General features: G+C 54.8%; 12 protein-coding genes. 8 read left to right on the top strand and 4 right to left on the bottom strand.

Features of this window, described 5'->3' with window-relative positions; genetic code table 11:
* Positions 1-114 precede the first annotated feature (114 nt).
* From hemC to ppa, 5 genes are all read left to right on the top strand, one after another.
* A complete protein-coding gene (gene hemC / locus FHW66_RS06665; protein ID WP_183378979.1) occupies positions 115-1,065 on the top strand; it encodes a hydroxymethylbilane synthase in 951 nt (316 codons plus the stop codon).
* 74 nt (positions 1,066-1,139) lie between these two features.
* On the top strand, positions 1,140-1,922 hold the full coding sequence (locus tag FHW66_RS06660) for a uroporphyrinogen-III synthase (protein ID WP_370543406.1): 783 nt from the start codon (positions 1,140-1,142) through the stop codon (positions 1,920-1,922).
* Complete coding sequence (locus tag FHW66_RS06655) at positions 1,919-3,109, top strand: uroporphyrinogen-III C-methyltransferase (protein ID WP_183378978.1); 1,191 nt, start codon at positions 1,919-1,921, stop codon at positions 3,107-3,109. Before FHW66_RS06660 ends, FHW66_RS06655 begins: the two co-directional genes overlap by 4 nt.
* 21 nt (positions 3,110-3,130) lie before the next feature.
* Positions 3,131-4,330, top strand: a complete 1,200-nt coding sequence (locus tag FHW66_RS06650) for a heme biosynthesis protein HemY (RefSeq protein WP_183378977.1) — start codon at positions 3,131-3,133, stop codon at positions 4,328-4,330.
* A 196-nt stretch (positions 4,331-4,526) separates the two neighbouring features.
* Positions 4,527-5,069, top strand: a complete 543-nt coding sequence (gene ppa, locus FHW66_RS06645) for an inorganic diphosphatase (RefSeq protein WP_183378976.1) — start codon at positions 4,527-4,529, stop codon at positions 5,067-5,069.
* Positions 5,070-5,219: 150 nt separating this feature from the next.
* Here ppa and FHW66_RS06640 read toward each other — a convergent pair whose 3' ends face one another.
* The 4 genes from FHW66_RS06640 to FHW66_RS06625 form a co-directional block, all read right to left on the bottom strand.
* Positions 5,220-6,476 carry a T6SS immunity protein Tli4 family protein gene (locus FHW66_RS06640; RefSeq protein ID WP_183378975.1) on the bottom strand — a complete coding sequence of 419 codons (1,257 nt, stop codon included), beginning with the start codon at positions 6,474-6,476 and terminating at the stop codon, positions 5,220-5,222.
* A 214-nt stretch (positions 6,477-6,690) separates the two neighbouring features.
* On the bottom strand, positions 6,691-7,983 hold the full coding sequence (locus FHW66_RS06635; protein ID WP_183378974.1) for a T6SS immunity protein Tli4 family protein: 1,293 nt from the start codon (positions 7,981-7,983) through the stop codon (positions 6,691-6,693).
* A gap of 98 nt (positions 7,984-8,081) precedes the next feature.
* Positions 8,082-9,734, bottom strand: coding sequence for a hypothetical protein (locus FHW66_RS06630; protein ID WP_183378973.1), 1,653 nt, complete (start codon positions 9,732-9,734; stop codon positions 8,082-8,084).
* A gap of 175 nt (positions 9,735-9,909) precedes the next feature.
* The gene (locus FHW66_RS06625) at positions 9,910-11,070 is read right to left on the bottom strand and encodes a GNAT family N-acetyltransferase (RefSeq protein ID WP_183378972.1); all 1,161 of its coding nucleotides are present in this window, start codon (positions 11,068-11,070) and stop codon (positions 9,910-9,912) included.
* A 156-nt stretch (positions 11,071-11,226) separates the two neighbouring features.
* Between FHW66_RS06625 and FHW66_RS06620 the strand changes: the two genes are divergently transcribed.
* From FHW66_RS06620 to FHW66_RS06610, 3 genes are all read left to right on the top strand, one after another.
* On the top strand, positions 11,227-12,840 hold the full coding sequence (locus FHW66_RS06620) for an NAD+ synthase (RefSeq protein ID WP_183378971.1): 1,614 nt from the start codon (positions 11,227-11,229) through the stop codon (positions 12,838-12,840).
* 110 nt (positions 12,841-12,950) lie between these two features.
* Positions 12,951-13,289, top strand: coding sequence for a P-II family nitrogen regulator (locus tag FHW66_RS06615; RefSeq protein WP_183378970.1), 339 nt, complete (start codon positions 12,951-12,953; stop codon positions 13,287-13,289).
* Positions 13,290-13,401: 112 nt separating this feature from the next.
* On the top strand, positions 13,402-14,598 hold the full coding sequence (locus tag FHW66_RS06610) for a PA0069 family radical SAM protein (protein ID WP_183378969.1): 1,197 nt from the start codon (positions 13,402-13,404) through the stop codon (positions 14,596-14,598).
* The last annotated feature ends 35 nt before the right edge of the window (positions 14,599-14,633 follow it).

The raw sequence follows: 14,633 nt of genomic DNA, 5'->3' as shown, positions 1-14,633 counted from the left end.
GCTGCGTGCTAGAATTTGCCTCACTTTATCGTTGTAATTAATCTCTTTTATATTTTTTGTGCGGCAGCAGTTGTGCCTCCAAGGCCTCTGCCAACGACTACCGAAAGAACCGTTTTGAAAGAATTTCCTCCCTCCAGTCTGGTCATCGCTTCGCGCGAAAGTCGTCTTGCCATGTGGCAGTCGGAGCATGTGCGCGATCGGTTGGCAGCATTATATCCGCAGTGCAGCATCAGTATTCTCGGGATGAGCACGCGCGGCGATCAAATTCTTGATCGGACCCTGTCCAAGGTTGGCGGCAAGGGCTTGTTCGTCAAGGAACTGGAAGTGGCCATGGCCGAAGGACGGGCCGATTTTGCGGTGCACTGCCTCAAGGATATGCCAATGGAATTGCCGCCCGGCTTTGCGCTGGCCGGCATCATGGAGCGCGAGGATCCACGGGATGCTTTTGTCTCCAACGACTATGCGTCGCTGGATGATTTACCTTCCGGTGCGGTGGTTGGCACCAGCAGCCTGCGTCGTCAGGCACTGATTGCAGCGCGTTTCCCGCATCTGGTGATCAAACCTTTACGGGGTAATCTGGATACCCGGCTGGGCAAACTCGATAAAGGCGAATACGCCGCCATCATTCTGGCTGCCGCTGGCCTCAACCGGCTCGGTCTTCAGCATCGGATTCGCGCATTGATTTCGCCTGAAGACAGTTTGCCAGCGCCAGGGCAGGGCGCACTGGCGTTTGAGATCCCGGCGCAGCGTGCGGATCTGCAACAGGTCCTGGCACCACTGAACCATATCGAGACCGCCCTGACGGTAGCCGCCGAACGCAGCTTGTCACGTATTTTTGGCGGCAGTTGCCAGATTCCGCTGGCGGCGTTTGCCACACTCGACGGTGATCAACTGCATCTTCGCGCCATTGTGGCTATGCCTGATGGCAGTCAGATCGCCAGCGCTGAAGTACGCGGCGCGGCAGCTGACCCGGAAGCGCTTGGGCAACAAGTCGCCACTTTGCTGCGTGCGCAGGGGGCTGATGCCATTCTGGCTGCCTGCAAGGTGCAGGCAGATGGCAACTGAGCCTTGCCTGACTGCGGCATGATTGGTGTCCTGCTAGCTCACGTCTTAATGTCAATGATCCGAAAGGAAGCAGCGTGACTACCTGTGCGCAAGGCCCTGTTGTGATCACCCGCCCATTGGTGCAGGCCACGCTTTTTGCACAGCAGGTACGCGCCATCGGGCGGCAGCCTGTCGTGTTTCCGTTACTGACCATTGCTGCGCTGGAGGATTGTTCCGCGCTGCAGGCCGCGTTGGCAAGGCTGGTTGACTATGTGTTGGTGGTGTTCGTCAGCCCCAATGCCATTGATGCTGTCTTTGGACAGATCTCGCAATGGCCCGCCGGAGTTGCCATCGGTATTGTCGGTGAAGGCAGTCGTCTGGCATTGCAACGTCACGGCGTGGATACTGGCAATGCGCAAATACTGGTACCCGGTCCGCATCAGCGCATGGATTCAGCAGCCTTGTTTGAGGTGCTCGATCTGACCCAACTGCGTGGCAAACGGGTATTGATAGTGCGTGGTCAGGCGGGCCGTGATTTTCTGACCGAGATGTTACGTGCCGAGCAGATCGATGTAGATCATGTGACCGCATACCAGCGTCTGGCACCGCAACCGGATGCGCACATGCTGGAGCAGTTGAGTCAGTTGCTGGCAATGGAGAGTGTCTGGGTGATCACCAGTTCGGAGGCATTGCGTAACCTGCTTGCGCTCGCGACGATGGCGCTCGGCACCGAGGCTGTTGTAAAATTGCAACGACAAAAAATTCTCGTATCACACCAGCGCATCGCGGAAACCGCGCAATCGCTGGGTTTCTATTCTGTCGTCGTCTGCGGATCAGGCGACGAACGCCTGATTGCCGCGTTACAATCCGCACCATGAATGAACTGCACTCTTCCCCCGACCAGAATCAGCCAGACGCCAAAGTGGAGTCTGTGCTGCCGGCCAGCGTTGCGCGGCCTTCCTTTGACCTTGTGGATAATGGCGTGCTGAAAAAGCGCCTGCGCCTGCTGACTATCTCGGTGGCCGTACTGGCTGTTGTGGTGGTTGCACAATGGTGGGTCTCGCATACCGAAATCCGTGGTTTGCGTGAAGAAGTCGCACGTCGCCTGCAGAGCAGCGACACTGCCAATGCCGAAGTCAAGGGCGCACTCAAGACCTTGCAGGACAACACCAGTCAATTGCAGGCGCGGGTCGGTGTGCTCGATAGCAAGCAGGCGGAAGCCCAAAGCCAGCAACTGGCACTGGAGCAGCTGTATCAGGATCTATCCAAGAATCGCGACGACTGGGCGCTGTCTGAAATTGAAGAAGTTTTGTCGACCGCCAGCCAGCAGCTGGAATTGGCAGGCAATGTACAAGGTGCACTGATCGCGTTGCAAAATGCGGACAAGAGCCTGTCGCGTTCCGACAAACCACAATTTGTCTCGATCCGTCGCGCCATCGCCCGTGATCAGGAACGGTTGAAAGCCTTGCCGATTGCCGATGTGACCGGCATCGCCGTGCGCCTCGACAGCATCATCGGCCAGATCGACGGCATGCCTTTGCTGTCGGATGAAAAGCCGGTGGAGTCTGCCACGCAACCGAAGCAGGCTTCGCCTGTGCGCGTTACTGCCAGTGCCAATAATGCCCACGACAAGTCCGGCAAGCCAAATGGCAAGAGCGCTGCCAACGTCACCGCCACCAGCGAATGGCTGGCCGGTGCACAGGACAAGTGGCAGAGTCTGAGCGCCGAGATGTGGGGCGAGATCAAGCAACTGGTACGTATCCGCAGCGTGGATACACCAGATGCCTTGTTACTGTCGCCGACCGAAGCCTACTACGCACGGGAAAACCTCAAGCTACGCCTGCTCAATGCCCGTCTGGGGCTGCTGTCGCGCAATGAATTTGCGTTCCGCAACGACCTCGGCGCAGCGCAGGATACGATTGCCAAATACTTTGATAGCCGGGCCAAACAGGTACAGACTGCACAGGCACTGCTCAAGCAGGTGCAAAGCAGCAACCTGTCGATCCAGATGCCCACGCTGAGCGAAAGCATTGATGCGGTTCGCAGTTACAAGAGCCAGCATTAATCTCAAGCGACAGAAACTCTTATGCGAATTCTCCTCTGGCTCCTCACTCTGTTTGCTTCTGCCATCGGTCTGGCAGTGCTGGCACGTTTCAACCCCGGTAATGTGGTGCTGTTCTATCCGCCGTACCGGGTTGACCTGTCGCTGAATTTTTTCCTGACTGCACTGGTGGTGCTGTTTCTGGTGCTCTACGTACTCATCCGTGCTGTGCGGATGACGCAAAAACTGCCTGCGCGCGTGATTGCCTACCGCCGTCAAAAGCGTGAAAGTGAAGGTATCAAGGCATTGCGTGAATCGCTGAAGGCCTTCTTCGAAGGTCGCTTCGGTCATGCCGAAAAGGCTGCCACACGTGCTGCTGATCTGCCTGAAAACGCTGGTATTGCCGCACTGATCGGTGCGCGTGCAGCGCATCGTATGCGTCAGGTCGAGCGGCGTGATATCTGGCTGGAAACCACGGTCTCTGATCCAACCCTGAAGGCGGCGCGGCTGATGACCTCGCTTGAACTGCTGGTCGATGACCATCAATTCAAGGCAGCACTGGAAACGGTCGAAGAACTCAATGCCAATGGCACGCGCCATATTCAGGCCCTGCAATGGGCGCTCAAGGCCAACCAACAGGCCAAGAACTGGCCTGAGGTGTTGCGACTGGTGCAAACGCTGGACAAGCGCAATGCGCTCCACCCAGCCTTGTCCAACCGCCTGCGTGAAATGGCCTACGACGCCTTGCTGTCGGATCGTTCACATGACGTTGAATCGATTCGTGCACTGTGGGCAGAAGTACCGCATGCAGATCGCCTGAAGCCATTCATTGCTGCCCGTGCTGCACAGGCATTTGGCAGTCGTGGCCTGCACGCTGAAGCACGTACCTTGCTGGAACGGGCACTGGCAGCTGACTGGGATGATCGTCTGGTGCGTGCTTATCGTGATTCCACCGCCGAAGCGGGTTCGTCAGAGTTGCTGGCGCAGATCGAGCGCTGTGAAGCCTGGTTGGCCAAACGTCCCACCGATGCCGAACTGGCCTTGACGCTGGGTATGTTCTGCCTGCGCCAGAAGCTGTGGGGCAAGGCCCAGCGCCATCTGGAGCAAGCCCTGTCGGATGCATTGGAGCCGCGAGCAGTTCGTGAGTCGCATCTGGCGCTGGCGCAATTGTTCGAAGCACTCGAGCAGCCGGAAAAAGCCTCTGCGCACTACAAGCAATGCGCGCTGGCGACGGCGATCCGCTAAGCCTCGTAGATATTTTGTATATTTTATTCACGGCTGCCTTTATCAAGCGGCCGTTTTGTTAAGCTCCCCTCACTTGCTCATCCCCCTTAACGTCTTGCAGATTCGGGCTTTGGCGCTGAAAGCGGCTATAATTCTGCAGTTCTGAAAATTTGAAATTCTGCATTTTTCCTCTTTCCATTCTTTGCGAGAAAGCACCATGAGCCTCAATAACGTCCCATCCGGCCGCGATTTGCCTAACGACTTCAACGTGATTATCGAAATTCCGATGAATGCCGATCCAATCAAGTACGAAGTGGACAAGGACAGCGGTGCGATTTTTGTTGACCGTTTCATGGGCACCGCAATGCACTACCCATGTAACTACGGTTATATCCCGCAAACTCTGTCGGAAGATGGTGATCCGGTTGACGTACTGGTGATTACACCGTTCCCGCTGTTCCCAGGCGTCGTCGTGCGTTGCCGTCCGATCGGCGTGCTCAAGATGACTGACGAATCCGGCGTCGATGCCAAACTGCTGGCCGTGCCAGTGGACAAGGTCTTGCCAATCTACACCCACTGGCAAAAGCCGGAAGACCTGAACGAACTGCGTCTGAAGCAGATCCAGCATTTCTTTGAACACTACAAGGATCTGGAAAAGGGTAAATGGGTCAAGATTGACGGTTGGGAAGGCCCTGAGTCGGCGAAGGCAGAAATCCTGGCAGGCGTCGCGGCATACAACAAGGCGCAAGAAGCCAAGTAATTCTGTTCCGGCTTGGTTGCATTAAAACAAGCGCACTTTCGGGTGCGTTCAGGCGTGGGATCAACTCCCGATGTCCCCTGAATACTCTCCCCCTATTTTTGGGGGAGACAACATATTGAGCGAAGTTGGTCTTGCCCGATATGTCTTCCCTTATTCCAGAAACGTTTGCAGAATCCAGCGCACTTCACGCTCGACCTGTATCGTTGGCAGGCGTTGTCGTTGTGCCAGCCAGGTATTGATGCGCTTAGGTAACCAGCGATAGGGAACTGCTTGCATGACCGCAATGGAGGGCATGAGATTGCCCTTGAAAACCAGCCGGGAATAGGGTTCGCCATCGCACCTGGTAATCCAGTGACCGCTCTCCGGACAAGGCTCTCCACTGCTGACGATGGGTACCGTGAGTGTCGACCTGGGTAGTACTACCGTCTTGAAGTCCATCGCTTCCGGACGCATGCGGATCGAGCGGGAGATGGCATCCCAGACAGCGATTGCTTCGCCTTCAGTCAATGAGGCATGCTCTGGTCGGTCCACTTGATCTATGTCGAATACACCTGTTTCCATATTGAAGGAAAGCAAAGGCGTTTTAGCGTTGTTGTTGCGTGAGTTGGCTTCCAGCATGAAGAAATGACCGAGTGCACCTGCGTGCATCCTGGCAGAAGCCAGCCATTCCTCGGCTGTTGGCAAGTCCTTTGAATCCAGATTTCCCTTGCGTAGGGTCTTGCCATCACGGCTTTTAAGGGCAGCCTTAATCTGGCTGCCGCGCTGTAGCAGGGTATCTTTTTCCGTAAGGTTGGTATTCGTATCGAATTCAAAAAACACATCTCGATATTGCTTCAATCGGAATTCTATCGAGACTTCCTCCTGGTCAAAAATGCTGGTCTGGATAAAGCCGCCGGTCAGACAGACACCAGGATCTTTCGGGATTTCGCCCGGCTCCAGTGCGCGGAACCGATATAGCATGCTGAGGACGGCTTGTAGTTTGCTGGGAACATCGTTTTGCTCCTCTTTCGACATTTCTTGAATCCATGGCTCATCTTTGTCACTAGACATTGCAAAATCCGCACCCTCTATTTTTAACTTGATGCGATAACCACGATCCCATTTATACGCCTCGATCACGCGTTTGGTATCTCCCGGATCCGCATAGCTTCCCAGCGAAATGAAATGCCAAATACCTTTTGATCTTAATTTCTCAGTGCTTTCCCCTGGGACGGGATATTCTTTGTCGCCGTAAAGAAATTGGTACTTGAACACGTTCTTGGTTGTTTTCAACTCGGCTTCCCGTTTTCGCATTCCATGAAGAAATTCCTCTTGTGTCATCGCTTCCACTTTGACATCGATGCCACGCAATTTAGCGTTGCCATAAGCCTCGATGTCAGCAGGCATGTCAATCAGATAACGGCCCACGCAATGGGTCTTCATGTCGGTAGTGAGTTCGGTCACGGTAGCGTGCTCCTGTGCGGTCAAGGGTGCTGGTTGGCAGGCACTGAGTGAGAGCATCAGACTCAGTGCACACATGGTTTTTAAAAGAGGGGGCAATGTCATGGCGGCGATAAAAATAAAATGCATCAATGTCAGGTGACGGAACACTACGGCGAACAAGCACTGAGAGTGTTATCCACTATTCCAAGAACGTCTGCAGAATCCAGCGCACTTCACGCTCGACCTGTATCGTAGGCAGGCGTTGTCGTTGCGCCAGCCAGGTATTGATGCGGGTAGGTAACCAGCGATAGGGAACTGCTTGCATGACCGCAATGGAGGGCATGAGATTGCCCTTGAAAACAAGCCGGGAATAGGGTTCGCCATCGCACCTGGTAATCCAGTGACCGCTCTCCGGGCAAGGCTGTCCACTGCTGACGATAGGTACCGTGAGTGTCGAACGGGGAAGTACTACTGTCTTGAAGTCCATCGCTTCCGGACGCATGCGGATTGAGCGGGAGATGGCATCCCAGACAGCGATTGCTTCGCCTTCAGTCAGTGAGGCATGCTCTGGAATGTTTTTTTGGTATTTTTCGAATACACCTGTTTCCATATTGAAGGAAAGCAAAGGCGTTTTAGCGCTGTCGTTGAGCGAGTTGGCTTCCAGCATGAAGAAATGACCGAGTGCACCTGCGTGCATTCTTGCAGAAGCAAGCCATTCCTCGGCTGTTGGCAAGTCCTTGGAATCCAGACTTCCCTTGCGTAGCGTTTTGCCATCACGACTTTTAAGGGCTGCATTGATCTGGCTGCCGCGCTGTAACAGGGTGTCTTTTTCCGTAAGGTTGGTATTCGTATCGAATTCAAAAAACACATCTTGATATTGCTTCAATCGGAATTCTATCGAAACTTCCTCCTGGTCAACAATGCTGGTCTGGATAAAGCCGCCGGTCAGGCAGACGCCAGGATCTTTCGGGATTTCGCCCGGTTCCAGTGCGCGGAACCGATATAGCATGCTGAGGACGGCTTGGAGTTTGCTGGGAACATCGTTTTGGCTTTCCTTCGATTTCTTCTTAACCCATGGCTCGTCTTTATGACGCGACATTGCAAAGTCTGACCCCTCTATTTTGAGCTTGATGCGATAACCACGATCCCATTTATATGCCTCAATAACGCGATTGGCATCACTTGGCTCACCGTCACTACCAAGCGAAATGAAATGCCAAATGTCTCTGGACCTTAATTGTTTCGTGCTTGATCCGGGGATAGGATATTCTTTGTCGCCGTACAAAAACTGGTAGCCAAGCAAGCTCTTTGTCGCTTTTAACTCGGCTTCCCGTTTTCGCATTCCATGAAGAAATTCCTCTTGTGTCATCGCTTCCACTTTGGCATCGATGCCACGCAATTTAGCGGTGCCATAGGCCTCGATGTCAGCAGGCATATCAATCAGATAGCGACCTACGCAATGGGTCTTCATGTCGGTAGTGAGTTCGGTCACGGTAGCGTGCTCCTGTGCAGTCAAGGGGGCTGGTTGGCAGGCACTGAGTGAGAGCATCAGGCTCAGTGCAAAGATGGTTTGTAGAAGAGGGCGTAATGTCATGGCGGACAATCTCCGTCGATCTCATAACGCAAGGGGGGCTTGACCTGTTGGGCAATCTTGACGATGGACCACAAGGTGAACAGACGTTGTTTTTCCTCTTTGTAGGCACCTTCGTGTTCGACCCCGGGATAGCCTACGCAAACTCTGACTTTCCCTTGCGGTGCTTTGCCGGAGCGGATTGGTACCGTGCCGTCACCATGTTCATTGGCTTCTGCGAGGGTGAATACGCTTGGCATGGCAGTATTACCTGTTTTAAGCCAGAGCACTTGCTGGCCTTGTCCAGAGTCGTGTAGCACGCGGCTGCCCTGGATATCCTCACTGGGCTTGACGATATTCAACTTACCCGTAGCAAGGGTGGGCTTGCGCTCCCATAGGACGTCTCCCCAAGTGCTGTGTGCCTTGTCGTCGCCATAGAAGGCATAGGTGACGGGATGGTAGCGGTGGGCGATGGCGTCGTGAAATTGACTTACTGGCTTATCAATGAGTGTTTCAAATGCCGCCCAATCTGAATCCAGCGTTTTCTTTCTTGGATCCGAAGGATTAATCAGCTTGTCATCAATGAGTCCCCACCATTTCCCGCGTACGGTATAGATCTCACCATAAGGATCATTGTGCAGCGGCAAACTAATGCGCTGATCCCCATTTTTGATCTTGAGCCAGCCGTTGCCATACTCTCTGCTGGGCAGCAGTTGCAATGGACCGGGTGCCTGCGCAAACACGGCGGTGACTTTTGCAGCGTCATCACCGACCACAATGCCGGCAACTCCTTCGACACCGGCTTTTACACGTTTGTAGGCGGTAGCAGCACCTGTTGCTGGCATGACGCCATGTACCACACCCAATACCTTACCCTGTTGCTTGCGTACTTGAGTACAGTAACGCGCCACCAGCCCCCCCATCGAGTGGGTGACCAGGATCACGTTTTGACAGACATAGGTCCTGTTGTAATAGGCGATGAATTCATCAATCTTGGCTTCTAGCCGGGTCGCTGAATCGCTGTTTGATTGCAGCCAGTTGTAGCCGACCGCATGCACCGGAAACTGATAGCGGTAGGACAGCCCGACTTCATCAAAGGTGAGTGGTTCAATCCCGGGTGCATTGGCGACCAGTTCCTTCATCAATCGTGGACGCAAACCGCTGCTGGCATATTCCATTCCAGACTTGCTGTAGTCGGCGTCGTTGAGACTTTCTTCCAGCCATTTGAGCCAGGGGCCGTAACTCAGATGAGAAACTTCACCCCAGCCACGCCGCCGTAGCTCCTGATCAATTTCTTCCTGAGTCGGTGCTGGGTGGGTATGGAACACACCGCGTGGAGCCGCGTCCGCTGGTAAATCGCCAGCACGGTAGAGTTCGGTTTTGGCAGGGTCAAGAAGACTTTTGCGTCGCTCCGCACCTTGAAAAGCCCAGCTTAATGCGACACCGAGAGTACTGTTGACCAGCCATACCGGATTTGATTTTCCACCCTTGTTCTTGGTAATCGATTGCAAATTCGATCCCATCACGCCCGGCACAAAGATCACCGGGATAATCCGGTCGGGTACCTTGTGGCACATGGCGATGCTGTCATCTGGCGGCGAGGTGACAGAGTGATATTCGACTACACCGCTTTTGAGAATGCGCGGTGGAATAATGCGTTTGATAGTAGCCATGGTCCTCTCTGGAATGCATTCTTGGGTCACGTTGGAGCAACGTAAAAGAAGGCGAATGCTAAGAGAGGTATTGGCAAATAAATATAGGACGTGTTCTAAAGTTGCTGTCTTTTAGGTATTAAGTATCCAGCTTGATCGCAAAGCCACAGCTGTCAGCGCTGCCACCGCTGTCCTCTCAAGACCGTCGAAATGGATTGTGCTCGTTGAGCTCATTGAGATAGTTGTCGATGCCGCCGCCTTCGCGCTCCAGGAAGCGTTCGATGGCGTCGGCAAAGGCCGGATGCGCTAGCCAATGCGCCGACCAGGTTTTCTGTGGCAAAAAACCGCGGGCCATTTTATGTTCACCCTGCGCGCCACCTTCAAACCATTCGATGCCATGCGCAATGCAGAATTCCAGCGGCTGATAGTAAGCGGTTTCAAAATGCAGGCAGGGTACTTCTTCCAGCGCTCCCCAGTAGCGCCCGTAGAGACGCTCGGCATCATGCAGGACCAGCGATGCGGCAATGGGCTGGGCGGTCTGAGACGACTCACCATCGCGGTAGGCCACCGTCAGCAACAGATGCTGTGGCATCGTCGCGGCAATGCGCAGGAAGAAATCCAGATTCAGGTAAGGGCTGGAATGATGCGCTGCATACGTGTGGCGGTAGCAGCGATGAAAAAAGCGCCAGTCAGCCTCACTCGCCTGCGTACCGGACAGGTGTCGGAAACGGATGCCGGCATCACTGACCTTGCGGCGCTCTGCCAGAATATTCTTGCGCTTCTTGCGCTCTAGCGTCGATAAGAATTCCTCAAAATTCCGGTAACCTTGATTGTGCCAGTGGAACTGCACCCCGCTACGGAGCAGGAAGCCTGCCTCGGCCAGTTGTTCTGCCTGCGCCTGAGGTGGATACAGGATATGGGTAGAGGAGGTCTTCGCAGCTAACTGCAGTTGACCTAACGCTGAGATCAGTGCGCTACGGGCGGGATCATCCACCGCCAGCAGGCGGCCACCGGTGACCGGTGTGAAGGGGATCGCTGACAGTAGCTTGGGATAGTAGGGCAGACCATTGCGCTCGTAAGCGTCGGCCCAGGCCCAGTCGAATACATATTCACCATACGAATGCGACTTCAGGTAAAGCGGCATGGCGGCAGCCAGTGTCGCGTGCGCAGACGGTCCTTGCCATAGGGTCAGGTAGTGCGGTTCCCAGCCGGTGTCAGCGCTGGCAGAACCGCTTTCATGCAATGCATGCAAGAAGGCGTAGGACAGGAAGGGTGTTCGATCAGCCGGGGCTTGCAAGGCAATCAGTGCATCCCAGGCGTCGGCGCCGACTTCGTCCAGAGAAGAAATGATTCGCATGCGATAATGCGCTTCTGGTTTCGTATTTGGCTGCACATCGCCCTTTGCGCTTGCCACCGTGTCGGTTGCACCTTTGTCTTTCACGGCCGGGTGCTCCGTGCAACCAGATTCAGCATGCGGTTTTTTTCATTCGTCATCTTCTTACTTGTCGCCATCATGTTAGTCAAAGTCGCCATTGCCCAGATCAACAGTACCGTTGGAGAAATTGCTGGCAATCGGAGCAAGATCGCTGAATTCGCCCGTCGCGCCGCTGCACAGGGCGCTGATATCGTGCTTACCCCTGAATTGTCGTTAGTCGGTTATCCACCTGAGGATTTGCTGCTGCGTCAGGCATTCTACGCAAAATCCGATACGGCGTTGCGTGAGCTCGCACTTGAGCTGGCCAGCTTGACCGATGTCAGTGTGGTGGTGGGGCACCCCAGCCTGCAAGATGGCGTGCGGTTCAATACCGCATCAGTATTGCGCAATGGTCAGATTGTCGGCAGCTATCACAAGCTGGAGTTGCCCAACGATAGCGTGTTTGACGAAAAGCGTTATTTCACAAGTGGTGAGCAGGCACTGGTATTCGAGGTCAAGGGCACCCGCTTCGGCATCAACATCTGTGAAGACACCTGGTTGCCACGGGCACCGGCGCTGGCACGTGAAGGCGGTGCCCAAGTGCTGCTGGTACTCAATGGCTCGCCGTATCACATGCACAAGCAGTCGCTGCGCCATGAGGTGATGCGTGCGAATGTCACCAGCCAGGGGTTGCCGCTGGTATTCGCCAATCTGGTCGGTGGCCAGGATGAATTGATTTTTGACGGTAATTCCTTCGTCATGGACGCTGCCGGGCAAGTCGTAGCGACGCTGGCTCATGCTCAGGAAGACCTGCAATTGATCAGTTTTGACGGTGCTGCGGTGCAGGCTGGCACACAGGTGCCGGTGCTGTCGATCGAAGCTCAGGTGTACCAGGCATTGGTGTTAGGCGTGCGTGATTATGTCGGCAAAAATGGCTTCCCCAGCGTGTTGATCGGCTTGTCCGGCGGTGTCGATTCGGCGCTGACACTGGCCATCGCTGTCGATGCACTGGGTGCCGACAAAGTGCGTGCCATCATGATGCCATCGCCTTATACCGCTGATATTTCCTGGCTGGATTCGCGCGACATGGTTGAACGGATCAAGGTGCGTTACGACGAAATCTCGATCAATGCCTGTTTCTCCGCCTTCCGCGAGACGCTGGCGCAGGAATTCACTGGTCTCAAGGAAGACACCACCGAAGAAAATATTCAGGCCCGTATCCGCGGTACGCTACTCATGGCGATGTCCAATAAATATGGCTCGATTGTGTTGACTACGGGTAACAAGAGCGAAATGGCCGTCGGTTACTGCACCCTGTACGGCGACATGGCGGGCGGTTTTGCGGTAATCAAGGATATTGCCAAGACACTGGTCTATCGTCTGTGTACCTACCGCAACAGTGTTTCGCCAGTGATTCCCGAGCGGATTCTGACGCGCGCGCCTTCGGCCGAACTGCGTCCCGACCAAAAAGATCAGGATTCATTGCCACCGTACGAGGTACTCGATGGCATCATGCAGCTGTACATGGAAGAAAATCGCAGCATTGCCGAGATTGAAGCAGCCGGTTATCGGATCGAGGATATTGAGCGCATCACGCGTCTGATCAAGATCAACGAATACAAGCGTCGCCAGGCACCCGTTGGCATCCGGATCACCCACCGTGCATTCGGGCGTGACTGGCGCTATCCGATTACGTCCAAATTCAGAGAATAGCCGCAGGAAGCCGTTGTAGCAAAGGATGGTTGTGCAGCAAATGCTGCAATGCAGCTGAAATTTTGATAAATTGAATCGTGTTTAGCGCGATCTTATAGGGGAGAGTTGCCATGAAGCAAGTTACTGCAGTGATCAAACCGTTCAAACTGGACGAAGTGCGCGAATCGCTGGCCGAGGTCGGTGTAACTGGTTTGACGGTCACCGAAGTCAAGGGTTTCGGTCGCCAGAAAGGCCATACTGAGCTTTATCGTGGCGCCGAATATGTGGTCGACTTTCTGCCCAAGGTCAAAATTGAAGTCGTGGTCGACGACAGCGTTGTCGAGCCTGTGATCGACGCCATCATCAAGGCCGCGCGCACCGGCAAGATCGGCGATGGCAAGATCTTCGTTCAGGATATCGGTCAGGTGATCCGTATCCGTACCGGTGAGACTGGCGCCGAAGCGGTCTAAAATCGGTTTCAAGTCAGGATCCAAGGCAGGATTCAACATACTCCCTTGCCCCCATTGATGAGATATACTGTCTATATATACAGTATATTTTGTTGTGGCAAGGTGAGTGCACATGGGAAAGTCCAGTTTCAAGCGAGTACCCTTGCAGACGGCGCGCAAGCGAGAGAGTGCTGCCGAGCAGTTCTCGCAGGCCTATACCGGCATCAAGGGCAGGGGTGCCGTCAGCAACATGCAAGGCCGCTATGAGGTACTGCAACGGGTTGATTTTGATGATGGCTGGGCCTCGGCTGAGGGCGCGGATCAAGCTGATCATCATCAGCAAGAAATCGACCCGCCGCCACTGCGTACCATCGTTACCCCAGAGACTGCGCGCTCCATTCTCAGTCGCAACACCTCTCCTGATTTACCTTTTGACGTATCACTCAATCCCTATCGCGGTTGCGAGCATGGTTGTGTCTACTGCTTCGCCAGACCGACCCATAGCTATCTGGGTTTGTCACCGGGGCTCGATTTTGAGAGCCGTATCTTTGCCAAGATCAACGCGCCGGAATTATTGCTGCACGAACTGTCCAAACCCGGCTACCGTCCCGACACCATCACCGTTGGGATCAACACGGACGCTTACCAGCCGTGCGAGCGCGAGCTGAGGATCACGCGCGGTATTTTGCAGATTCTTGCAGACTGCGCTCACCCGGTCGCACTCATTACCAAGTCCTCCCTGATCGAACGCGACATTGACTTGCTGGCGCCGATGGCGGCGCGCCGCCAATGTATTGCAGCAGTGACGATCGCCACCCTTGATTCTGCCCTGGCGCGTCGGCTTGAGCCACGTGCGGCCAGCCCGCAGCGACGTCTGCGCGTGATCCGCACGCTGGCGGCGGCCGGTATTCCCGTCAGTGTCAGCATCGCGCCGGTGATTCCCTTTATCAATGAACCGGAGATCGAACACATTATTGCGGCCGCAGCCGAAGCCGGTGCCTGCCGTGTCGGCTATACCGTGTTGCGTCTGCCATGGGAAGTCAACTCGCTGTTCCAGCAGTGGTTGCAGACGTATTTTCCCGAGCGTGCCGCACGGGTCATGAACCGCCTGCGCGAGATGCGCGGCGGCAAGGATTACGATGCCGATTTTGCCACGCGCATGCGAGGGGAAGGTGTGTGGGCTGATCTGATCCGTCAGCGTGTCGAGAAAGCAGTGCAGCGTAACCGGCTGGCGTTGCGTGGCTGGTTTGACCGGCTTGATGCCAGTGCCTTTGTCCCGCCGGCTCGACCCGCCAAATCGGCAAACCGGGCGCAGCTGGATTTATTCTAAACAGCCCGCACTGGTTTCCTGTCGCATTGTGGTTT

It is taken from the genome of Herbaspirillum sp. Sphag64 (assembly GCF_014192645.1).
Taxonomy (GTDB): Bacteria; Pseudomonadota; Gammaproteobacteria; order Burkholderiales; family Burkholderiaceae_D; genus Herbaspirillum.
This window is presented reverse-complemented; position numbering and strand designations above follow the sequence as displayed.